Origin of the sequence: Haloarcula sp. DT43, from assembly GCF_037078405.1 — an archaeon.
Classification (GTDB): domain Archaea; phylum Halobacteriota; class Halobacteria; order Halobacteriales; family Haloarculaceae; genus Haloarcula; species Haloarcula brevis.
The window spans coordinates 727,973-749,822 of record NZ_JAYMGZ010000002.1 but is presented as its reverse complement, the minus strand read 5'-3'; the positions used below and the strand labels follow the sequence as shown (position 1 = coordinate 749,822).

General features: G+C 68.9%; 23 protein-coding genes. 8 read left to right on the top strand and 15 right to left on the bottom strand.

The annotated features are described in order from the left end of the window. Positions 1 to 42 precede the first annotated feature (42 nt). Both VI123_RS11250 and VI123_RS11245 read left to right on the top strand, forming a co-directional pair. Positions 43 to 294, top strand: coding sequence for a DUF7127 family protein (locus VI123_RS11250; RefSeq protein ID WP_336338139.1), 252 nt, complete (start codon positions 43 to 45; stop codon positions 292 to 294). 80 nt (positions 295 to 374) lie between these two features. Beyond that, a complete protein-coding gene (locus tag VI123_RS11245) occupies positions 375 to 1,385 on the top strand; it encodes a DUF368 domain-containing protein (protein ID WP_336338138.1) in 1,011 nt (336 codons plus the stop codon). Between the two features lie 4 nt (positions 1,386 to 1,389). Here the strand turns inward: VI123_RS11245 and VI123_RS11240 are convergent, their stop codons facing one another. Together VI123_RS11240 and VI123_RS11235 are read right to left on the bottom strand one after the other, a co-directional pair. Further along, positions 1,390 to 2,493 carry an NADH:flavin oxidoreductase/NADH oxidase gene (locus VI123_RS11240; protein WP_336338137.1) on the bottom strand — a complete coding sequence of 368 codons (1,104 nt, stop codon included), beginning with the start codon at positions 2,491 to 2,493 and terminating at the stop codon, positions 1,390 to 1,392. Positions 2,494 to 2,595: 102 nt separating this feature from the next. Then, on the bottom strand, positions 2,596 to 3,561 hold the full coding sequence (locus VI123_RS11235) for a beta-ribofuranosylaminobenzene 5'-phosphate synthase family protein (RefSeq protein WP_336338136.1): 966 nt from the start codon (positions 3,559 to 3,561) through the stop codon (positions 2,596 to 2,598). A 120-nt stretch (positions 3,562 to 3,681) separates the two neighbouring features. On the opposite strand from VI123_RS11235, the gene ilvD reads away from it, so the two are divergent. Beyond that, positions 3,682 to 5,409, top strand: coding sequence for a dihydroxy-acid dehydratase (gene ilvD / locus VI123_RS11230; protein ID WP_336338135.1), 1,728 nt, complete (start codon positions 3,682 to 3,684; stop codon positions 5,407 to 5,409). 30 nt (positions 5,410 to 5,439) lie between these two features. Here the strand turns inward: ilvD and VI123_RS11225 are convergent, their stop codons facing one another. Next, on the bottom strand, positions 5,440 to 5,682 hold the full coding sequence (locus VI123_RS11225; protein WP_336338134.1) for a hypothetical protein: 243 nt from the start codon (positions 5,680 to 5,682) through the stop codon (positions 5,440 to 5,442). 165 nt (positions 5,683 to 5,847) lie between these two features. On the opposite strand from VI123_RS11225, the gene VI123_RS11220 reads away from it, so the two are divergent. Continuing rightward, positions 5,848 to 7,200 carry an ATP-binding protein gene (locus VI123_RS11220; RefSeq protein WP_336338133.1) on the top strand — a complete coding sequence of 451 codons (1,353 nt, stop codon included), beginning with the start codon at positions 5,848 to 5,850 and terminating at the stop codon, positions 7,198 to 7,200. Here the strand turns inward: VI123_RS11220 and VI123_RS11215 are convergent. The 3 genes from VI123_RS11215 to VI123_RS11205 form a co-directional block, all read right to left on the bottom strand. Beyond that, positions 7,197 to 7,916 (bottom strand): metal-dependent hydrolase, encoded by a 720-nt coding sequence (locus tag VI123_RS11215; protein WP_336338132.1) that lies wholly within the window; start codon positions 7,914 to 7,916, stop codon positions 7,197 to 7,199. The two genes, VI123_RS11220 and VI123_RS11215, sit on opposite strands and share 4 nt — an antisense overlap. A 63-nt stretch (positions 7,917 to 7,979) precedes the next feature. Further along, positions 7,980 to 10,589 carry a heavy metal translocating P-type ATPase gene (locus tag VI123_RS11210; protein ID WP_336338131.1) on the bottom strand — a complete coding sequence of 870 codons (2,610 nt, stop codon included), beginning with the start codon at positions 10,587 to 10,589 and terminating at the stop codon, positions 7,980 to 7,982. 141 nt (positions 10,590 to 10,730) lie between these two features. Further along, positions 10,731 to 10,994, bottom strand: a complete 264-nt coding sequence (locus VI123_RS11205; RefSeq protein WP_336338130.1) for a hypothetical protein — start codon at positions 10,992 to 10,994, stop codon at positions 10,731 to 10,733. A gap of 121 nt (positions 10,995 to 11,115) precedes the next feature. Here VI123_RS11205 and VI123_RS11200 point away from each other — a divergent pair, with 121 nt between their 5' ends. Continuing rightward, positions 11,116 to 12,201 carry a S1C family serine protease gene (locus VI123_RS11200; RefSeq protein WP_336338129.1) on the top strand — a complete coding sequence of 362 codons (1,086 nt, stop codon included), beginning with the start codon at positions 11,116 to 11,118 and terminating at the stop codon, positions 12,199 to 12,201. Positions 12,202 to 12,215: 14 nt separating this feature from the next. Here VI123_RS11200 and VI123_RS11195 read toward each other — a convergent pair whose 3' ends face one another. The 5 genes from VI123_RS11195 to VI123_RS11175 all read right to left on the bottom strand — a co-directional run bounded on the left by VI123_RS11195 (position 12,216) and on the right by VI123_RS11175 (position 16,586). Continuing rightward, positions 12,216 to 12,647, bottom strand: a complete 432-nt coding sequence (locus VI123_RS11195) for a hypothetical protein (protein WP_336338128.1) — start codon at positions 12,645 to 12,647, stop codon at positions 12,216 to 12,218. A 53-nt stretch (positions 12,648 to 12,700) separates the two neighbouring features. Next, positions 12,701 to 13,858, bottom strand: coding sequence for a hypothetical protein (locus tag VI123_RS11190; RefSeq protein ID WP_336338127.1), 1,158 nt, complete (start codon positions 13,856 to 13,858; stop codon positions 12,701 to 12,703). Positions 13,859 to 13,965: 107 nt separating this feature from the next. Then, positions 13,966 to 14,892, bottom strand: coding sequence for a hypothetical protein (locus tag VI123_RS11185; protein ID WP_336338126.1), 927 nt, complete (start codon positions 14,890 to 14,892; stop codon positions 13,966 to 13,968). After that, positions 14,889 to 16,067 carry a DNA primase small subunit PriS gene (priS, locus tag VI123_RS11180; RefSeq protein ID WP_336338125.1) on the bottom strand — a complete coding sequence of 393 codons (1,179 nt, stop codon included), beginning with the start codon at positions 16,065 to 16,067 and terminating at the stop codon, positions 14,889 to 14,891. Before priS ends, VI123_RS11185 begins: the two co-directional genes overlap by 4 nt. A 39-nt stretch (positions 16,068 to 16,106) precedes the next feature. Then, positions 16,107 to 16,586, bottom strand: coding sequence for an N-acetyltransferase (locus tag VI123_RS11175; protein ID WP_336338124.1), 480 nt, complete (start codon positions 16,584 to 16,586; stop codon positions 16,107 to 16,109). Between the two features lie 129 nt (positions 16,587 to 16,715). On the opposite strand from VI123_RS11175, the gene VI123_RS11170 reads away from it, so the two are divergent. Continuing rightward, positions 16,716 to 17,810: a DoxX family protein gene (locus VI123_RS11170; RefSeq protein ID WP_336338123.1), complete on the top strand. Its 1,095-nt coding sequence runs from the start codon at positions 16,716 to 16,718 to the stop codon at positions 17,808 to 17,810. A gap of 3 nt (positions 17,811 to 17,813) precedes the next feature. Here the strand turns inward: VI123_RS11170 and VI123_RS11165 are convergent, their stop codons facing one another. Beyond that, entirely contained in the window at positions 17,814 to 18,245 is a 432-nt protein-coding gene (locus tag VI123_RS11165; RefSeq protein WP_336338122.1) for a type IV pilin, read from the bottom strand. A 90-nt stretch (positions 18,246 to 18,335) separates the two neighbouring features. Between VI123_RS11165 and VI123_RS11160 the strand changes: the two genes are divergently transcribed. After that, positions 18,336 to 19,187, top strand: a complete 852-nt coding sequence (locus VI123_RS11160) for a translation initiation factor eIF-2B (protein ID WP_336338121.1) — start codon at positions 18,336 to 18,338, stop codon at positions 19,185 to 19,187. 25 nt (positions 19,188 to 19,212) lie between these two features. On the opposite strand, the gene VI123_RS11155 is transcribed toward VI123_RS11160, so the two are convergent. Continuing rightward, a complete protein-coding gene (locus VI123_RS11155) occupies positions 19,213 to 19,407 on the bottom strand; it encodes a hypothetical protein (RefSeq protein ID WP_336338120.1) in 195 nt (64 codons plus the stop codon). 125 nt (positions 19,408 to 19,532) lie between these two features. Then, the gene (locus VI123_RS11150; protein WP_336338119.1) at positions 19,533 to 20,267 is read right to left on the bottom strand and encodes a proteasome assembly chaperone family protein; all 735 of its coding nucleotides are present in this window, start codon (positions 20,265 to 20,267) and stop codon (positions 19,533 to 19,535) included. Between the two features lie 77 nt (positions 20,268 to 20,344). Here VI123_RS11150 and VI123_RS11145 point away from each other — a divergent pair, with 77 nt between their 5' ends. Beyond that, positions 20,345 to 21,406: a mechanosensitive ion channel family protein gene (locus VI123_RS11145; protein WP_336338118.1), complete on the top strand. Its 1,062-nt coding sequence runs from the start codon at positions 20,345 to 20,347 to the stop codon at positions 21,404 to 21,406. Here VI123_RS11145 and VI123_RS11140 read toward each other — a convergent pair. Beyond that, positions 21,376 to 21,822, bottom strand: a complete 447-nt coding sequence (locus tag VI123_RS11140) for a universal stress protein (protein WP_336338117.1) — start codon at positions 21,820 to 21,822, stop codon at positions 21,376 to 21,378. The two genes, VI123_RS11145 and VI123_RS11140, sit on opposite strands and share 31 nt — an antisense overlap. Positions 21,823 to 21,850: the final 28 nt, after the last annotated feature.

Genomic DNA, 21,850 nt, shown 5'->3' with positions numbered 1-21,850 from the left:
ACGGGGAGCTTTATGTGTGTAACACGTACCCATGATTGACGGATGGACGCACAAACTGACCGGTCGCCGCTACACGTTTCGCACACCGACCACGACGACGGCTGGACTGTCGCCGTCGACCTCGACTCGCTCCAGGTCAGCGACGACTACGTGACAGTCGACGTCATCGGCACGGAGGCCGTCGTCGCCGTCGACGCGCCACACCTCCAGACGGAGTTCGACATCGACCTGCCGGCCGCCGGCGCGGTCCAGACACTCAGGAACGGCGTGCTCACGCTAGAGCACCGGTCCTAGCGCCGCCACGTACTCCTTTTGCCGGGTTTCGTGACCGGACTCCACAAGGGATTTGAGCGTGATGCTGGAATCGTTCAGTGATGACCACCCCTCCCGACCGAGACCCGAGCGACCTGCCGACGATTCGGGGCTCGGTGCCGCCGCTTCGTGCGTGGCTTCGAACGTTTGTCATCGGCCTCTGTATGGGTAGTGCGGACGGCGTCCCCGGCGTCTCCGGGGGGACCATAGCTCTCATCGCCGGCGTCTACGAGCGGCTCATCGCCGCGATTACCGCCGTCACCCCGGGCCGGATACTCCGATTTCTCCGCGCGCTCACGCCGCTAGACGGTGGGATTGACCCCCGCGGCGCGTTCGCGGAACTGCTCGAACTCGACGTCTGGTTCCTCGTCGCGCTGGTCGCCGGCGTCGGGACTGCCGTCGTCATCGTGACGCGAATCGTCCACGTCGCCAGCCAGGAGACGCCGGCGCTGCTCTTCGGGTTCTTCTTCGGGCTCATCGCCGCCTCGGCGGTCGTCTTGCTGCGCAGCCTCACCGTCGACTCGCCGTTCCAGCTAGGGGCCGGCGTCGTCGGCTTCGTCCTCGCGTTCTACGTCTCCGGCGTGTCGACGTCCGCCGCTGACGGTGGCGGCCTCGCGCTGGTCTTCGTCGCCGGCATGATAGGGGTCAGCGCGATGATTCTGCCCGGCATCTCCGGGTCGCTGTTGCTCATCATCCTCGGTCAGTACACCCGGATGTCGACGGCGCTCAGCGCGTTCGTCGACGCGCTCATCGCCCTTGCGACGGGCGGCACGGTCGAGGACGTGACCACGACCGCCGTGCCGGTCGTGACGTTCATCCTCGGCGGGCTGGTCGGCCTGTTCACCATCGCCCGCGTCGTCCGCCGCGCGCTGGACTACAACCGCCGGGCGACGCTGGCCTTCCTCGTCGCGCTCGTCGTCGGCGCGCTGCGCGCTCCCGTCGTTGAGGTCCGGGGTTCGGTCGGCTTCTCGACGGACGTCCTCGTCGCGTTCGTCGCCGCCGCCGCCGTCGGCGCGGCCTTTTTGCTCGCGCTCGACTGGTACGCCGTCGACCTCGACCTCGACAAGGTCTGACCGCTCAGAAGCCCCAGGCGCGGCGGTACTGCGGCGGCCCCTCGGTTTCGTCGGTCGCGTCCAGTTCTTTCGCGGCAGTCAGCGTGAAGTACGGGTCCCGGAGGTGCTCGCGGCCGACGATTGCCACGTCCGCCCGGTCGTTGGCGACGACGGCCTCGGCCTGTTCGGGCGTCGTGATGCCGCCGACGGCCCCGACGGCGATGTCCGACTCCGTTTCCTCGCGGATGCGCTCGGCGTACCGGAGCTGGTAGTTCGGACCGGCGTAGTCGGGGCGGGACTCGGGGTGGATGCCGCCGCCGCTCACGTCGATGAGGTCCGCGCCCACGTCGGCGAGCTGGTCGGCCAGCCGTACGGAATCGTCGACGGTCCAGGAGTCGCGCTCGGGGAGCCAGTCGGTCGCCGAAATCCGGACGAACACCGGCTTGTCGTCGGGCCAGACCTCCCGGACGGCGGCGGTGACCTCGCGCGTCAGCCGCGTGCGGCCCTCGAAGTCGCCGCCGTAGTCGTCCTCGCGGCCGTTCGTCACCGGCGAGAGGAACTCGTGGAGGAGGTAGCCGTGGGCGGCGTGGACCTCGGCGACCTCGAAGCCGGCGTCGAGCGCGCGCTCGGCGGCCGCGCGGAACGAGTCGACGACGGACTCGATACCGTCCCGGTCGAGCGCCGTCGTCGGCGGGGCCTCGCCGTCCTCGTAGGGCCAGGGGTCGTCGCTGGGCCCGACGACCTCCCAGCCGCCCTCGTCGGGCTGGAGCGGGTCGTGGCCCTCCCAGGGGCGAGAGGTGGCGGCCTTCCGGCCGGCGTGGGCCAACTGGATGCCCGGCACGCTGCCCTGCCCGCTGACGAAGTCCGTAATCGGCTCCAGCGCCGCCGCGTGCTCGTCGCTCCAGATTCCGAGGTCCTCCGGGGAGATGCGGCCGCGGGCCTCGACAGCGGTCGCCTCGGTCATGACCAGGCCCGCGCCGCCGACGGCGCGGGAGCCGAGGTGGGTGCGGTGCCAGTCGGTGGCGAGGCCGTCGCGGGCCTCACAGGAGTACTGGCACATCGGGGAGACCATGACACGGTTCGGGACAGTCGTCTCACGGAGTTCCAGCGGTGAGAACAGTGCAGTCATCGACGGGAGTTTGCCGTCGAGACGGATAACCGCACTGGCGGCTGCAAGAGTCGTGCTTCGTTCCGGCGGTTCGCGTCTCACCCGAGCTTGCGCGGCGGCACCCTACTCGGTCAGCGAGGCACCGGTGTTCCGGGGGGCGACGACGCGGACCGTGCCCTCGACGCCGGCCTCGTCGAGAGCCAGTACGCCGGCTTCCCGGGCCTCGGACTCGTGGGCCGCCGTCGTCAGCCCCCAGACGGTCGGGCCCCACGAGCTCTGGCCGGCCCCGGAGACGACCGGGACGCTCGACAGCGAGTCGACGAGCGTGCCGGCCGGCGGGCGGTAGACGCCGCCCTGTTCGTCGGCGTACCACGCGCCGTTGAGCCGGCCGAGTCGCGCCGCGGCCTGGCCGAAGTCGCCGTGGTCCCTGGTCGCAATCGCGGGGAGGAGCCGGCGGGTCAGCAACGTCGATATCTCGTCGGCGATGCCGGGGTCAGCCCGTTCGACGGCCTGGCGCATACTCCGGTCCTCCTCGGCCCCGCTCTGGCCGGGGTCGGTGTCCGGGACGACGACGACGAACCGCCAGTCGGCGGGCACGTCGTGGTGTGCGAGCACCGGTGGCACGTCCCAGTCGCCCTCGGCCGGCGGCTCCGCGGTGAACCGCTCGGTCGGGTGGCCGCCGTCGACGACGAACCCGCCCGATTCGAACGCCGCGACGCCGATTCCGCTCCGGCCGCCCCGGCCCAGCCGCGGCGCGTAGGTCCGGGCGTCGGCGGTCCGGTCGTACGCCCGGACGACGGCGATGAGCGTCGCCAGCGAGAGCTGGGTGCCACTCCCCAGGCCGACGTGGCGCGGGAACCGCTCGTCGACGGCGACGGCCGCGCCGGGCACGTCGAGCGCGTCGACGACGCGCCGGACGTACGGTTCGGTCGCCGCGTCGTCACACCGGACCTCGTCCGCGCGCTCGGCGTGGACCGCGAGTCGCGGCTCGTCGAGCGCGAGCCCGACGCCGCCGTAGAGGCGCTCGTGGGCGAGCGAGAGGTTCTGGAACCCGAAGTGGAGTCGCGCGGCGGTCGTGACCGTCGGCATACGGCGGCGGAAGTCCCCGACGGAAAAGAAGCTACGGTCACCGGTCGGTTTCGCCGTGCTCCGTGTGAGACGGTAGCGCGAGTACAAGTTATTTAAGGTTGCTCACGGCGACGCTCAAATATGAGCAAGCAGGAACGCCGCGAGCGTCCGGAGAAAGACCCGGACCTCCGGAGTACCGAGGTGACGGAGGGCTACGAGAAGGCGCCCCACCGCGCGATGTTCCGCGCGATGGGCTACGACGACGAGGACCTCTCCTCGCCGATGATAGGCATCGCCAACCCCGCCGCCGACATCACGCCGTGTAACGTCCACCTGGACGACGTGGCCGACGCCGCCTACGACGGCGTCGACGACACCGAGGGGATGCCAATCGAGTTCGGCACCATCACCATCTCGGACGCCATCTCGATGGGGACCGAGGGGATGAAGGCGTCGCTCATCTCCCGCGAGATAATCGCCGACTCGGTGGAGCTGGTCACCTTCGGCGAGCGCATGGACGGCATCGTCACCATCGGCGGCTGCGACAAGAACATGCCCGGCATGATGATGGCCGCCATCCGGACGGACCTGCCCAGCGTCTTCCTCTACGGCGGCTCCATCATGCCCGGTCAGCACGACGGCCGCGAGGTCACCATCCAGAACGTCTTCGAGGGCGTCGGCGCGGTCGCCGACGGCGAGATGACGGAGGGCGAACTCAACGAGATGGAACGGCACGCCTGCCCCGGCGCCGGCTCCTGTGGCGGGATGTTCACCGCCAACACGATGGCCTCCATCTCCGAGGCGCTCGGCTTCGCGCCCCTGGGGTCGGCCTCCCCGCCAGCCGAACACGAGTCCCGCTACGAGGAAGCCCGCCGGGCCGGCGAACTCGCCGTCGAGGTGGTCCAGGAGCGCCGCCGCCCCTCGGATTTCCTCACCCGCAAGTCCTTCGAGAACGCCATCGCCCTGCAGGTCGCGGTCGGCGGGTCGACCAACGCCGTCCTCCACCTGCTCGCGCTCGCGGCGGAGGCCGGCATCGACCTCGACATCGAGACGTTCAACGACATCAGCGCCCGGACGCCCAAGATAGCGGACCTCCAGCCCGGCGGCGAGAAGGTGATGAACGACCTCCACGAGGTCGGCGGCGTCCCGGTCGTGCTGAAGGCGCTGCACGACGCCGGCCTGCTCCACGGCGACGAACTCACCGTCACCGGCAACACAATCGCGGAAGAACTCGACCGCATCGACCCGCCCGCCATCGAGGACCTCGACGTGGACTACCTCCACACCGTCGAGGACCCCATCCACGAGCGCGGTGCCATCCGCATCCTCTCGGGCAACCTCGCGCCCGACGGCGCGGTCATCAAGATTACCGGCGAGGACCACCTCCACCACGAGGGGCCGGTCCGCGTGTTCGAGCAGGAGGAGGGGGCCATGGAGTACGTCCAGGAGGGCCACGTCGAGTCCGGCGACGTAATCTGCATCCGCAACGAGGGCCCCCAGGGCGGTCCCGGCATGCGCGAGATGCTCGGTGTGACTTCGGCCGTCGCCGGCCAGGGTCACGCCGAGGACGTGGCGCTGTTTACCGACGGTCGCTTCTCCGGCGCGACCCGCGGGTTCTCCATCGGCCACGTCGCGCCCGAGGCGTTCGTCGGCGGCCCCATCGCCGCCCTGGAGGACGGCGACACCGTCACCATCGACATCGACGACCACGAGCTGTCGGTCGACCTCACCGACGAGGAGATGGCACAGCGCCTCGAAGACTACGACCCCGAACCGACCTACGACAGCGGCGTGCTGGCGAAGTACCACAGCGACTTCGGCTCCGCCGCCAACGGTGCGGTGACGAACCCCGGCGCGAAGTGGGACTGAGGGAGCGGTCCCGCCGGACGTGCCACGGAGTTACGTCCGGGTGACCGTGATGAGCCCTTCTTTCAGCGCCGCCTCGAACCGCTCGTCCAGTGTCATCTGCTCCCAGCCGTCCGGCTGGTTCTCCGCCGCGATTTCGGCGAGCGATTCGACCAGCGACCTGTGGAGGAAGCGACCGTTCTCACCGCAGTCGTCACAGGTCTTGATTATCGACCGCACCTCGAAGTCCCGCTCGACGGCGGCCTGACACCGGGCGCACACGTACGTTTCGGACACACCCGGCAGTACGGCGTCCGGATACTCGGGTGTTGTGACTCGCGGCAGCAGTGACCCACGGGCCCGCTGGCGCGTCGGTGCGGGTTCGCGTCGCCGTCGCCACCGCACTATTTTTCATGACTGCTAAAGCTATTTACAACCACGGTGTGAACCGTGGGCGTGTTGATGTCCCCGCCGACTGTTCTCCTCGTCGCTGACGAGTCTGCCGCCGGAGAGCGGTTGCAGGCGGCCCTCGACCGGGCGGCAATCGAGGCGAGGGTTCGGACGACCGAACCCCAGCGCGTCGACACGACACTGCTGCGGACGCCGACCGACTGCCTCGTCGTCCCGGTGTCGTGTGCGGGGATGGCGGGCGGCCATCTGGCCGAGGCGGCCACGGGCCTCTACCCGGACCTCCCCGTGGTGATGTACGGCAGCGAGGCAGACCGGGGGGACCACATCCGCACGGTCGGCGACGGCGACCTCGGGTCGCCGTCGCTGGCTGCCGCGGTCGGCGAGGCACTCGAGGCGGGCGAGACGCTGGCCGCCCGTCCAGTCTCGCGGCCGGAGACGATTCTCGCCACGATGTTCGAACGGAACTCCGAACACCTGTTCGTGAAAGACACTGACAGGCACTACGTGTTGCTCAACGACGCGTCGTACGCGCCCCCGGAACTGCTCGGCCGCCGTGACGAGGACGGGTTACCGGCCGGGACGGCGTATCTGGAGGCGGCGCGGGGCGACGACCTGCAGGTCATCGACGACGCGACCGCCGTCCTGGACGTCCACGAGTTCGCCCCGTCGCTGGAGCGACACCTCGAAACGTCGAAGGTCCCCTGGTACGACGAGCGGGGCGAACTGGCCGGCCTCATCGGGATCACACGGGACATCACCGACCAGCAGGAGCGCGAGCGGCTCCTCAGACAGCAAAACGAGCGCCTCCGGAAGGTGGCGCTGCTTGCCGCACACGAACTCCGGAACGAACTCCAGGTATCGACCGGCCACCTCTCGCAGATGGAGGCCGACGACGAGCACGCGGCGGCCGTCGCGGACTCGCTGGACCGACTCGCCGCCATCGTCGACAAGGTCGTCTCGCTGGCCTCGAACAACTCGCCGGAGTTCGACCCCGAACCGCTGCGGCTCTCGTCGGTGGTCTGGGATGTGTGGAGTTCGCTGTCGCTCTCGACGGGGTCGCTCGAAGTCACGTCCGACAGGCGACTGCTCGCCGACCCGGAGTCGATGCGGCTGTTCCTGGAAATCCTGCTCTCGAACGCCGTCGAACACGGCGGCCCCGACGTCGCGATTCGCGTTGGAGCCACCTCGACTGGCTTTTTCGTCGCGGACGACGGCCCCGGCGTCGACGTCTCGCCGCCGGACCGGGTGTTCGAGGCCGGCTACGCGTCGGAGACGGACAACAACGGGCTCGGGCTCTACATCGCCAGCCGAATCGCGAAAGAACACGGGTGGTCGCTGTCGGTGGGCGAAAGCGAGGCGGGCGGCGCGCGGTTCACCGTGACCGACGTGGAACGGCCCGACTAGAGTTCGAACGTCTCGTCGCCGTCGAGGACGTGAACCTCGGCGTCGCTGCCGGTGCCCGCGACCTCGTTCACGAAGTCCCGCGTGTCGATTTCGATGGGCGGGAACGTGTCGTAGTGCATCGGGAACGCGTGGTCGACGTCCAGCCAGTCGACGGCGACGGCGGCCTGCATCGGCCCCATCGTGAAGTGGTCGCCGACCGGGACGGCCGCGGCGTCGGGTTCGAGGAACGGCCCGATGACGTCGCGCATCTCCGTCATGAGGCCGGTGTCGCCGGCGTGGTAGAACGTCGTCGACTCCGCGTCGCTGACCTGCGTCGGCTTCGTATCCGAGATGATGAACCCGCCGGGCATGCCTCCGCTGGTGCCGTAACTGGTGTCCATCCCGTTGGTGTGGTCGGCCCGGTGCATCGTGACGAAGGCGTCGCCGATTTCGACGGTGCCGCCGAGGTTCATCCCCATGCCGCCGACGGCGTCGAAGTCGCCGAAGTTGTCCTCGCAGTACTCGACGACTTCCGGCGTCGCCACGAGCCCACAGCCCTCGTAGCGGTCAACGTCGCCGATGTGGTCCGCGTGGCCGTGGGTCAACAGCACGTAGTCGGGGTCCAGTTCCTCGGGGTCCGTGTCCGTCTTGGGGTTGTCGAAGAACGGATCGATGAGCAACTCGGTGTCGTCGACTGTCACGTGCCACGTCGAATGGCCGTACCATGTAAGCTCCATGTCAGTCCACGCTACTCGCGGCCGCCACTTAATACTACACTGGGAGTACGCCGAACCGCCGGTTCACTCGCCGTCCGTAGCCGGGCGAATCCGTGAGAGCCGCATCGCGTTGCCGGTCACGGCCGTCGTCATGCCCGCGTCGCCCGCGAGGACGGCGAGCCAGATGGGGACCAGACTGAACGGCACGGCGAGCGCGAGGCCGGCCTTGACCGCCAGGCTGGCCCAGACGTTCTGTCGGATGACGCCGTTGGCGTCGTTGGCCAGTTCGTACAGGTACGGGAGCTTCGAGAGGTCGTCGCTCATCAGAGCGACATCGGCCGTTTCAAGCGCCGTGTCGGTGCCGGCTGCGCCCATGGCGACGCCGACGGTCGCGCTCGCGAGCGCCGGGGCGTCGTTGATGCCGTCGCCGACCATCGCCACGCCGCCGGACGCGCCCCGGCGCGGCCACGACCGCTCCCCTCGGTCCCCGTCGTACTCCTGGACCAGTTCGTCGATTGCGGCGACCTTCTCGTCGGGCAGGAGTTCGGCCCGGTAGTCGTCGACGCCGACCTCGCGGGCGATAGCGCCCGCGGTGCGTTCGTTGTCGCCGGTGAGCATCACCGTGCGCTCGACGCCCAGTTCGCGCAAGCGGGCGACGGCCGCCGTCGCCTCCGGGCGGACCTCGTCGGCGACGGCGACGACGCCCTCTATCTCGTCTTCGGTCCCCACGATGACGACCGTCTTGCCCTCGGCCTGGAGCGCCGGCACCGTCTCTTCGAGCAGGTCCAGACAGTTGTTGCGCTCGCAGATGTGCTGTGCCGTCCGCGTGACGACGCCGCCGTCGGTGGTTGCGTGGACGTGCGAGAGGTCGAAGCCGAGGTCGTCGAACAGCCCCGGCTTGCCGGCGTAGTGGGGCGTCCCGTCGAGGTCCGCCCGGACGCCCTTCCCGGTGATGCTCTCGAAGTCGTCGACGGCGACGCTTTCGACGCCGGCCGACCCCGCCTCCGCGACGATAGCCTCGCCGATGGGGTGCTCGCTCCGCTGTTCGAGGCCGCGGGCGCACCGCAACACGTCCTCCTCGCTGTTGCCGTTCAGCGGTACCACGTCGGTGACGGTCAGTTCGCCCTTCGTGAGCGTGCCGGTCTTGTCGAAGGCGACCACGTCGACCGCGCCCATCGCTTCGAGGTGGTTGCCGCCCTTGATGAGGACGCCGTTCTTGGCGGCGCTGGTGATGCCCGAGACGACCGAGACCGGCGTCGAGATGACGAACGCGCAGGGGCAGGCGAGCACGAGCAGTGTCAGGCCGTGGACGACGGCGGTCGACCACGCCACGCCGAGCACCGCGGGGCTCGCCAGCGTCACGAGGACGGCAAAGGCGACGACGACCGGCGTGTAGTACGCCGAGAAGCGCTCGACGAACTGCTCGCGCTCGGTCTTGTTCGACTGGGCGTCCTCGACCATCTGGACGATGCGTGAGAGCGTGTTGTCGCTGGCCGCGGCGGTGACCCGGACTTCGAGGTACCCCTCCTCGTTGATGGTCCCGGCGTACACCTCGTCGCCCTCGGTCTTGTCGACCGGGACGCTCTCGCCGGTGATGGGGGCCTGGTTGACCGCGCTGGTCCCCTCCACGACCTCGCCGTCCATCGGAATCTTCTCGCCGGGCCTGATGACCACGGTGTCGCCGACCCGCACCTCGTCGACGGGGACCGTCGCCTCCTCGCCGTCCCGCAGGACCGTCGCCTCGTCGGGCGAGAGGTCCATCAGTTCCGCCAGCGAATTCCGGGCGCGGTCCATCGAGTAGCGCTCCAGCAGTTCCGCGACGCTGAACAGGAACGCCAGCGTCGCGGCCTCGAAGTACAGCGCCTCGCCGAAGGCCAGGCTCGCGGTCAGCGCGCCCAGGATGGCGATGGACATCAGCAGGTCGATGTCCAGGTTCCGGTTTCGCAGGGAGTAGTAGCCGTTGCGCAGTATCTCCTGCCCTCCGGTCGCCACGGCGACGAGGAACAGGATGTCGGCGACGTGTAGGGGCGACCCGAGCACGGCCCCGACCTGCGCGTTCGCGCCGCGAAGCAGGAACTCGAAGAGAAGGCCGAAGGCCACGAACACGCCGCTGACCCAGGTCTTCAGCGCCCGCGGGCTGGTCCAGAGCGACTCGGCCCCGTCGGTCCCGCCGGTGGCCGTCTCGTCTTCCCCCGCCGTCTCCGTGACCTCGTAGCCGGCGCTCTCGATGGCCGCCACGAGGTCGCCCTCCGTCGCCGCGGTTCGGTCGTACGTGACGACGGCCGTTCCGGTGGTCGGGCGCGTCTCGACGGCTCTGATACCGTCGACCGCCCCGAGCGCGCTCTCTACTTTGCCGGCACACGAGGCACAGTCCATCTCCGGCACGCTGAACTGACGGGTCGCGCCGCCGTCGTCCGCGACGGTGTAGCCCGCGGCCTCGACGCGTGCCGCTATCGCGTCCGCGTCCGTCTCGGCCCCGTCGTACTCCACGGTGAGCCGGCCCGTCGCCACCTGTGGGTCCACGGCCTCAATGCCCGCCAGTTCGCGGACGCTCGACTCCACCTTGCCCGCACAGGAGGGGCAGTCCATCTCCGGGACGGACAGCTGTGCGACCCGCGGCCCGTCCGTCGGGGGACCGTCGGCACTCACGCCGTCACGCCCACAGCCGTCCGAACAGCCGCCGGAATCCGTCATTATCGGCGCTAGGCTACCCTGTCTTATTAATTCACCTGCTAATATTCCGGCTCGAAGTGGGACTTCTTAATAAAGAGATGGAGATTTGTTGTTAATCCAGTCGGCCGCACCCGTGCCACGGAGCGGACGCCGACAGGACTCTCAGTCGAACGGCGTGTTCCGGGTCGGCTTGCCCTGTGCGTAGCGAATCCAGCGGCGCACGTGCCGGCCGACCGCCCAGAACAGCACCACGGTCATCGCCAGCAGCGCCGCGAGGAAGACGATTCCGAGCCGTATCGGCTCCTCCGCCGGGAGGCCGACGAGCAACACGATGGTCCCGACGAGCGCCATCTCGACACCGCAGCGTAAGCCGGGCAACACGAACCCCGGCGTCGGGGTCTTCGTTCCCGATGAGTCCTCTGCCATGACCCCCCGTATGCCGTCGTGACGATTGTAGTTTGTGCCCGTTCCGGCCTCGGCGACAGCGCCGCCGGAGGCCCGTCGGCCCCGACCGTGCCTTTTTCGCGCCCCGGGCCTACGGCCCAGTATGAAGCAGTCTCTCACGCGCCGGGCGATGCTGGGTGCCCTCGGGGCGGGCGTCGCGGCGACGGCCGGGTGCCAGAGCCCGGGGACCGCCGGCGAATCGGACGATGCCGCCGCCGACCGGTCGGCGTCCGGCGAGGCGGTCGCACAGTCCGAGAGCGTCTACGCCGACGTGTATCGAGCGGTCGCCGACGCCGTCGTCTCCATCAGGGTGTTCTCCGACGCCGCCCCCGGCGGGCAGGGGAGCGGCTTCCTCATCGACGACGAGCACATCGTCACGAACGAACACGTCGTCGCCGGCGGGGACGAGTACTACGTCCGCTTCGCAGACACCGGCTGGCGGTCGGCCACCGTCGTCGGCGCGGACGTGTACAGCGACCTGGCGGTCCTCCGCGTCGGCGCGACGCCGGACGTGACCCCCCTGTCGTTCGTCGAGACCGAACCGACGGTGGGGACGGAAGTCGTCGCCATCGGGAACCCCTTCGGCCTCTCGGGGTCGGTGTCGGCCGGCATCGTCAGCGGCGTCGACCGCACGCTCCAGAGCGCCAACAACTTCTCCATCGCCGACGCGGTCCAGACCGACGCGCCGGTCAACCCGGGCAACAGCGGGGGGCCGCTGGTCACGCTCGACGGCGACGTGGTCGGCGTCATCAACTCCGGCGGCGGCGACAACGTCGCCTTCGCCATCTCGGCCCCGCTGACTCAGCGGGTCGTGCCGGCGCTCATCCAGTCCGGCGACTACGACCATCCGTACATGGGCGTCGGCCTCCAGAGCGTGTCGCCGCGTCTCGCCGAAGCGAACGACCTAGAGCCTGCCTCGGGCGTGTACATCGACCGCATCCTCGACGGCGGCCCGGCGGCCGGCGTCCTGCAAGGAAGCGACGGGAGTGCGGTGGTCTCCGGGACGGAGGTCCCCACAGGCGGTGACGTGGTCAGGCAGATGGGCGACACGCCGACACCGACTCGACAGGCGCTCGGGAGCTTCCTCGCGCTGGAGACCAGCCCCGGCGAGACGGTCGACGTGGCCATCGAACGGGACGGGACGCGGGAGACGGTCGAACTCACGCTCGGAACCAGGCCGGAGCCGTAGGCCGGCGGCACCCGTCACTGCGCCCGGACCCTGCCCCGGTCGCTACGGCCGCCACCGGCCACGAGATACCCGACGGCGGCGGCGAGCACCAGCGTCACCGGGAGCCCTGCGACCAACAGGCCGATGCCGAGGCTCCCGACAGCGAGCGCGTAGAGGGCGACGCCAACCGCGGTGACGACGAAGAAGTCCGCGACGGCCGCCAGCGCGGCCGCCCGAAGCCGAACCGCGCGCCCGGAGAGCGTGCCCGCTGCCGCCCGGTCGCGGTGCCACAGCAGGACGTACCCGGCGAACAGCCCCGTCAGGCCCGCCGAGACACCCATCGGGAGGCCGATGAGGAGCGAGAACTCTATCGCCGGTTCGAAGCCGGCGGTCACCGCGACGGTCGTGACGGCGAACGCGAGCGCGCCCAGAAGCAGGGCGACGACGAGACGGACGGACGTGTTCATGCGTGTCAGATAAGCAAGGGTATTGTAAATATCCCGTCGCCGGACCGCCGCGGTCAGCGGCCGAGGCTGGTCGAGAACAGTTCCCCGCCGTCGGGCGCGCGAACGGTGACGGTGACCACCGGCCCGAGTTCGCGGACGGCGTCCGCGTCGGGCCGTTCGCTCGTCGCCCGGAGCGTGCCGTTCGTGTCGACCCAGAGGTAGCGTGTGCCGTCACGGAACGGCTCGTCGAGCGTCGTCTCGTACAGCGTCCCGTTCGAGACCACCGTGACGATGGAACCGACCGGCGCGGCGTCGCCGTGCGTGTGGACCAGTTCGGCGCTGGTCTCGTCGAAGCCGTAGACGTCGAGCCCCACGTTCAGCGACGCGCTCGGCGGGACGGCGTCCAGCCAATCGGGCCGTGCCGGCGGCGCCACACCCAGCCGCTCGACCGTGTAGTACGTGTGATAGACGTTGCCGCCCCCGTAGTTCGCGTCCGTCTCGGCGTACCTGATGACGCCGTCCTCGTCGACCCGCAGCGTCGCCGTCGTGTCGTCGACGCCGTCACCGTCGACGCGGTCGATGGACGCTTCCAGTGTGACGACGCGCTTCCCGTCGAGTTGGTCGACGCTCGTCACCTCGTACTCGGCAGCGCCGAACTGGATGTCGCGCTGGAGCCCGCTGTACCAGATGAGCGACTCCGGCGGGTACAGGCGCGGCTGGACCCGATAGGTCGTGCTCCCGGCCTCGACGTGCCTGCTGACCATCGCCGTCGTGTTCAGCCACACGGCGTTCCCAGTGACGGTCTCGGTGCCGTCGGCGTCGAACCCGTAGGCCGTGCCGTTCTGGTACGCGATTTCCCCGTCCGGACCCGAGGTCGTGTGCACGACGAGTCGGTTGCTGACCGAGCCGTTGTACGTGCTCACGACGGTCTGGTTCGTCTCGTAGCCCGCCGCGAGCAGTTCACGCTGGTGGGCGGCCATCAGTTCGACGGGGTTGACGATACCGTCACGGGTGATACCCGGCGCGAGCCGCTCAGCGCCGGCCGGTGTCGGCGTCGGGGTCCGCGACGGTGTCGCGGTCGCGGGTTCCGTCGGCGGGGCTCCCCCGGATTCCGTCTCGGTGGGGGTTACCGTCTCGGCCGGTGTCGTCGACTCGGTCGTCTCCCCGAAGAAGCCGGTGCAGCCGGCGAGAACCACGGTCGCCGCGAGGGCGACAGCGAGGGCCGTCTTCATGATGCTTCACTACTGTAAGCCAAGTATCATAAGTGTATCTAGTGGTAGCAGCGTCAGTGACACGACTGTGGTGTGAACGCGAGAACCGGCCCGGTCGCCCGGTGGCGCTACTCTAGCGGTTCCGCGGCGTCCCGTTCGACCAGCGGGTCAGCGTTGTCGGCCGGGAGCGTCACCACGTCGTCCGTCGAGAGGTCGTACTCGCGCTGGTCGACGCCGAATATCTCGCCCACGTCGTCGGTGATGCGGACCGTCCGCCGGTCCACGTCGTCGGCCCCGGAGCCCGCGGAGTCGGCCGGTGACGCCTGCCCGTCGCCGTCCGCCGCGGGCCCGAGGTCGGACTCGGGACCGGCTTCAGCCGGCGGGACCGGGCTGTCGTCGGCCGGCACGTCCGCCGGGTCGGGCCGGCCGCCGGCGTTGGGACTGCCGTCCGTTTGCGGGGCCGGCGGCGGCGTCGGGTCGTCGCGGTCCTGTGGCGGCGGTGACGGGTCGCCGCCGCTGCCCATCATGTCGGCCGCGTCGACGCCAGACTCCGGCGTCGGTTCCGGCGCATCGGGCGCACCGGGCGTCGCGTCGTCCGCCGCCTGGCGCGGGTCCGGGGCATCTCGCTCGTCGGTCGTCGGCTCGTCGCCGACCGCGCCGGTCGGGGCCTCGCCCGCAATCACGTCGAGGACGTGCGAGCGGTTGGACTCGATGGCCTCGACCATCGTCTCGAACAGCTCCCGCTCTTCGCGCGTGAGGCCGTCATCCTCGGTCGGCATGTCCGCCGCGGCCAGCGACGCCATCTTGACGATTTTGCCGACGCGGCGCTCGTAGACGGCCTCGACGGTCTGTTCGGCGGTCTTGATGTCGTCGGTCAGGCGGTTGACCTCGGGGGAGTCGAACGGGTCCTCGGCGCGGTCGGCCGCGCGGTCGCGCTCCGACCGGAGCTGTTGAATGAATTGGCCGGTCTCCTCGTAGAACGTCTCGCGCAGCTGCTGGAGCTTGTCGGTCTGGCGTTCGCGCGACTGGACGGACTGGAGCTCGTCTACGTTCATTCCTTCCCCTTCTCGGCACGCCCGCGGGCCATGAGAAACACGCCCACGTGCTCTGGTACAGTTTGATTACCCGCCTCCAGTGTAAAGCTATCGCCATCTAGCTCGACGAGGCCCCCGTCGGTCACCTCGACGGTGATGTCGTGGCCCCGGAACGTCTCGGGAACGGGGTCGACGAGCGGGTCGAACGCGTCGAGGTCCGCGCGGTCGATACGCTGGACTTCCAGCCCGCTGCCGCCGTGGAGCGAGCCGGGCAGGCGGATGAGCCGGTTCGTGTCCGTCGTCACCGGCTCGTCTATCGGCGCGTTGTCCGCCGCGACGACCTCGTGGAGCAGGACCTTCGCCAGCTGGTAGAACGCCGGATGGACGTCGATGTTGCCGGCCTCCAGTTGCTCGTAGTTCGACCGGGCGGCGTTCAGCGCCGCCGTCGCCTTCCCCTCGCCGATGCCGTCGTACTCCTGCAGTCGGTCCAGCGCGTCGGCCTCGTCCATCGCCAGCAGGTCGTCGACGACGGCGAGCATGTGGCGGTGTGCGCGGGCGCTCCAGCCGCCCTCCGTCGAGAGCGTCCGCTTCTGGGCCGGGCTGGACCGGCCGGCCGTGCCGGCGACTGATTCCTCGTCGACGAGTTCGTCGAACTCCAGCCCGATGCCGCGGACGTAGTCGACGATTTCCCGGCGCGCGTCCCGTTCCAGGTGGCGAATCCGCTCGTCACGGACGTGGACGTGGTAGCCACGGCCGCCCGAGAAGACGACGGTCATATCGTCGAAGCCGAAGTCGTCCTCCAGAAAGTCGAGGAGCCGCAACAGCGCGTCCTTGCACTTTTCGAGCATCTCGGCGTAGCTGTCCTCGCCGAGCACGACGCTGGGGAGGTGGTCGGCGTCGAGGTCGAACACGAGGTCCGAGGAGCGCCAGCCCTTCTCGGCCATCGTGGAGGCGCTCGGTTCGTCGTAGCGGCCCGCGGAGAAGTAGACGTGACGGGGCTTCCGGCGGCCGAGGAAGTCCCCGATTTCGCCGAGGTCGAGCAGCGAGCGATGGCGGACCATCGTCTCGCCCGGGCCCTCGGTCCACGGGATAAATCCCCATTCGCGCTCGTTGGCGGCCGGCGGCGGCGTTACAGACGCCTGGCGGTAGTGGTCGCCGAACCGGCCACGGAGGTACGCGCGGGTCCGCTCTTCCATCGGCTACCTCGTTGGGGAGGTCCCTTGAAAAGCGTTCGCTTAGCCGCGCAGGAACTTCGACAGTTTGTCCGTAATCGAGTCCTCGCCGAGTTTGAGGTAGTAGGCGTCGCCGCCGTCCTCGTAGTAGTTGTCGATGCGTCGCCGAATCTCGAAGCCGATGTGTTTGTAGAAGCCGATGGCCTCCCGGTTCGTCGCCCGGGCGTGGCAGGTCACGCTGCCGTAGTCATCGGCGACGCGGGCGACGAGCCGCTTGCCGAAGCCGTGGCCCCTGTACTCGCCGTCGACCGCGAGAAAGAGAACGTAGCCGTCGCGTCGAACCGCGGCGAAGCCGATGAGGCGGTCCTCCGACCGGTCGATGTAGAGGTAGGTGGTCGACCGGCGGTAGGCGTCGCGGAAGAACCCCCGGCGCTGCCGAAGCACCCCGTCGGACTCGCGGATGGCCTCCTTGAGCCGCCACGCCGCGTCGACGTGTTCGTCGTCCCCGCGTTCGACGACCTGTGTCTCGATGTTGACGCTCACTGCCGTATAAGTAGTACAGGCGTGGATATAATTCCACCGCCTACGGAGAGGGGTGCTACGGGGGCTAGCGGCCGTTCGGCGACGTGGAACGGACCAAGGATTAGGTGGCCGGACCCCGAATTCTAAGGTATGGACACGCGCATCCCGACCCTCGCCGGCGTCGTCGCGCTCGTTCTCACACTCATGACACGGCCTGCGGCGGCACACGTCGACTACGTGACCGACGGGCCGGGCGCGGCGCTCGATGCGGTCGCGTTCGCGCTGTCCGTCCTTGCCGACCCGGTGAACGCGGCCGTCTTCGGCGTCTCGGGGCTGGCCGTGACCGGCGGGCTCGCGGCCTATCTCTGGGTCCGGCCGACGATTGCCGACGTCGTCGTCCTCCGTGACGTGCTCGCCGGCTACGCCGACCTCGTCCCGTGGATGCTCCGGCTCAGCGTTGGGCTGCCCCTCGTCGGTGCCGGGTTCCAGGGGTACCTGTTCGCCCCGACGGTGACGTTCGACCCGACAGCGAGCCCGCTCGTCCGCCTCCTGTTCATCGGGCTGGGTTTCACGCTCCTGTTCGGGCTGGCGACCCGCATCGTCACGGCCGTCGGACTGGTGACCTACGCCTGGGCGGTGAGCGTCGACCCCGGCGTCGTGCTGGCGATGGAGTACGTCCCGGCGTTCCTGGCGCTGCTGATACTCGGCGGCGGCCGCCCGAGCGCCGACCACATGCTCCAGCAGGTCGCAAGCACCGACGGGACCTACTACGGCCGCGTCGACCCGGTCCATCACCTCAAGGGCTTCCTCGACTCGGCGACGGCCCCGTACCGCGAGTCCGTCCCGGTCGTCGTCCGGGTCGGCATGGGCGTGACGTTCATCTACCTCGGCCTGTTCCAGAAGCTCGCCGACCCCGGCCGGTCGCTGCTCGTCGTCGAGAAGTACGACCTCACCGCCGTCGTGCCGGTCGACCCCGGGATGTGGGTGCTCGGGGCCGGCCTGACCGAGACGCTGGTCGGGCTGGTGTTGATTTTCGGCTTCATGACCCGCGGGGCGGCGGCGGTCTCCTTCGTCCTGTTTACCACGACGCTGTTTGGCCTCCCGGACGACCCGGTGCTCGCTCACATCACGCTGTTCGGGATGGCCTCGGCCGTGTTCACGATGGGCGCGGGACCGCTCTCCTTCGACGAGTGGTTCGGTCGGCCGGCACGGAGCGACCGTGGGACCGCCGTGTCCGCCGACTGACCGTCAGTTCGTGCCGTTCCACTGGTCCAGCTGGGTCCGGTTCCCGCTCGCGTTGTGGTATATCCGTATCGTGTCCTGGCCGCTGACTCGCTGCCCGTAGGCGCTCCCGCTGCTCAGTTGCACGATGTCGCCGGGGCCGACGGCCGCCGCGGGCTCCTGGCCGGCCACCTCGGCCCAGGTGACCCGCGTATCGGGGCCCTCGAACTCGACGTTGCCGGCCTCGAACTCGTCGCCGCGCTCGTGGGTGACGATGAGGACCGAGTTGTCCGAGATATAGTCGTAGCTGAAGTTCGCCTGCGGGCCGCCGCCGTCGTCTTCCCCGATGACGAGGACGTTCAGTCCGACGATAGCCGTCACGAGCAGCGTCAGCCCGACGAGTACGGCGACGCCGATACCCTCCGTCATCCCGACCGTGTCAGTGCTGAACCGTCCCATAGCCGTCTATCACCCCAAACGTGAGACGGCGTTAAATGCTGTTCGACGGCGAGGGGAAGACACATATCGGTTCAACTCACAGCCACCGGTATGATAGACGAGACTGTCGAGGAAATCGCGGAGATGCAGACACATAGCTCCTCCGTGGTCGCAGTCAAGGCCGCCCAGGCGCTCCGGGTGCTGACCGAGCGGGAGTACCCGACGGCCGAAGACTACCTCCGGTCGCTGAGCCGCAACAGCAGCGCCCTCCGCCGGGCCAACCCCTCGCACGCCTCGCTCCACACGACCCAGAACCGAATCGTCGACGCCGTCTCGGCGGCCGACCCCGACGACGTGGCGACTGCCAAGGAACTGACTATCGAGGCCATCGACGAGGTCATCGAGGCGGTGGAGTCGGCCAAGGACCGCGCCGCCGAACGCGCGGTGTCGGAAATCGCCGACGACGACGTGCTGTTGACCCACGACTTCTCCTCGACGGTGCTGGCGACCATCGACGACGCCGTCGAGGCCGGCCACACGTTCGACGTGTACGTCACCGAGTCCCGACCCCGCTTCATCGGCCGGAAGATGGCGCGACACCTCTCCGAGCGGGACGGCGTCGACGTGACGCTCGTCGTCGACAGCGCCGCCGGCCACTTCATGCCGGAGGTCGACCGCGTACTCGTCGGCATGGACTGTATCGTCGACGACACGCTGTACAACCGCATCGGGACCTACCCGATTGCGACGGCCGCCGCGGACAACGACGTGCCGGTGACGGTCGTCGGCTCCGCCGCGAAGTACGTCGACGGGGCCTTCGCCTTCGAGAACGAGCACCGGTCACCGTCGGAGGTGCTCCGGGAACCGGCGGACGGCTTCGAGGTCGCGAACCCGGCCTACGACGCTACGCCGACGCATCTGCTGGATACGGTCGTCACTGACGACGGGATACACGAATACTAGCAGAAGACGCGACGCCGACAGCGGCTTACCGCTGTTTGACGACGCTGTCACACTCCGGACACCGGAGTCGATGGCTGTGTTCGGTCGATTCGACTGTCCAGTCGCCTGTCACCGCGCTCTCGTGACCGCAGGCGGGACAGAACAGCGCGGTCTTGGACCGCGTCCGCGGCGGCGGGTCCGAATCGACCGCGCCGGTCGCATAGATTTCGGTGGAGGTCATCGTAGAAACGAACGCGCTGTACGCTGAAAAAGGTGTCGGCGGACTGTTTGATTTTTCACCCACAATGTGGAATTGTTATTGACTTATTCGGGGTATAGGCGGACGTTTGCTTCGATATTCTATCCTTACATATACATTCGGTCATCTACCTGCGTCTCTGACTCGGCCGATTCCATCCGCTCTGCGAGCGCCTGGTAGTGGGCTTCGATGTTCGCGGCGAAGGCCTCCAGCGGCCCGGTGTCGATGTCGATTGCGTGGGCCTCTCCCAGCGCGGTGAGGAGTCTGATTGCGGCGGCCGCGTCGGGCGCTTGCGGGTGTGTCGGCGTAGTGAACACGCCGGTCGGGATACCGCCGTCGAGCGCCCGCGCGACGAGTTCGCCGCTCAGCCCTTCGAGGAACCCGTTCCCCATCGGTCTGATGTCGGTGTCGTCGAGGTACGCTGCCCGGTACTCCGGCGTCGCGATGTAGAAGGGGACGTGGTCGTCCGGGCCGTGTGCGATGGGGACGCCGGTGAGCATCGTGACGTTCGAGGCGTCCAGCCGGTCCGCGGCGGTCGCTACGGCCTCGGCGAGAGAGCCCGCCTGGCCCGGCGGCACGAACCGTTCGCCCACGAGCACGGCGAACGACGCCGCTTCGGCGACGTACAACCGCGTGTGGTGTCTCGGCGTCCCGTTCTCGAATGGGGTGATGTACGGCGGCCCCGGCGTCCGAAGGTGGCCGACCTCGCGCATCGCGAGCTGGTCGGCCAGGTAGTCGACGGCCGTGAGCCCGGCCAGTCCGTACTCCGAGACGCCGACCGCCAGCGTGTCGACCGGGGGCCGGTCGTCGTCGAGGACCACCGAAACGTCGTCTGGAGACATGTCCGTACAGAGGGGGTGTGAGGGCTAAGTAGTTCGGGAGGGGAACCCTTTTCTCGTGGCAGGGTCGAGTCCATGCCATGCGTTTTGGCCCTGTCTGGCCGCTACAGACACCCACTGCGACGCCGACCGAGACCGCGACAGAGGTCGCGACCGAAGTGGCCACCGACATCGGCGGGCTACTCCCCTTCGAGATTCCAATGTGGGCCGCCAACATCGGGCGGTCGCTGGTCGTCATCGCGCTGGCAATCGTCGTCTCGCGGGTCCTCATCCGGCTTCTGGGTCGGCGCGTCGCTCGCCAGTTCCGGCGGCCGAGCCTCACCCGGACGGCGCTGCGCAGCATCCGCGCCGGCGTGTACATCTTCGCGTTGCTGACCATCCTGAACATCTACGGCCTGCAACTGGGCGACATCGCGCTGTCCGTCACCGTGTTCACGGCCGTGGTCGGTGTCGTGCTGGCCCCGATATTCGGGAGCCTCATCTCCGGTATCTTCCTGCTGGCCGACCAGCCCTACGAAATCGGCGACATGATAGAGCTCGTCGACAGCGGCCAGCGCGGGTTCGTCGAGGACATCACGCTCAGACACACGAAGGTGTTCACGCTCGACAACACGTTCCTCGTCATCCCCAACGGGGAGATGCGCCAGCGCGACGTCGTCAACTACTCGGCGGAGGACTCCCGGACGCGGCTGTCGCTGGACGTGCTGGTCACCTACGAGAGCGACATCCCCGCGGCCCGGAGCCTCATCGAGGACGCGGCCCGGGAGGTGGACAACGTCATCGCCGGCGGGCCGAACATCCGCGTCGGTGCCGCCCGGTACCCGTCTGCGCCGACGGCGTACATCAACAACTTCGCTGACCACGGCGTGTTGCTGACGCTCAGGTACTGGGTGACCGAGCCGTACAAACTGCTCACCGCCCGTTCGAAGGTCCAGACCAACGTCTGGCGGCGGCTCGACGACGCCGACGTCGAAATCGCCTACCCGCACTCGCACCTGTACTTCGACGACACCAGCGGGGAGATGAACGTCTCGCTGAGCGACGGGGTGGGCGGGCTAAACGCCGCCGAAGGGCCCCCTACGGCGTCGGGCAACTCGCCCGTCCCGCCGCGTCAGGACCCGGAGGACCCGGCCGACGAGTGACGGCTGGACTGGGCGTCGGGCTGGACCGTGACGATTTCGCAGTCGAGTTCCTCGCGGAGGAACTGCTCGACGTCGGGGTCGTCGACCAGCCGGCGTATCATCTTTCGCCAGCGGCTCGCCTGCTTGCTCCCGATAACGACGATGTCGGCCTCCTGGGCGGCGACCTCGTCCAGAATCGTCTCCTCGACGAGCATCCCCGAGCGGACGACGTACCGCGTCCGCGGGACGTGGCCGAACGACTGCTCGACGGCGCGTTTGAGCTCCGTCCGGTTGACCCGGTGGCCGTTCTGGTAGAGGTTCACGTGCAGGACGGTGAGGTCAGCGTCCTCTTCGTCGGCGATTTGAATGGCCTCCGCGAGCGTGGCGCGGGAGTTCTCCGAGAGGGGGTATCTGACCGGGACGACGACCTGTGGCATCGCCGAAACGTACCGTGCCGAGGCTTAA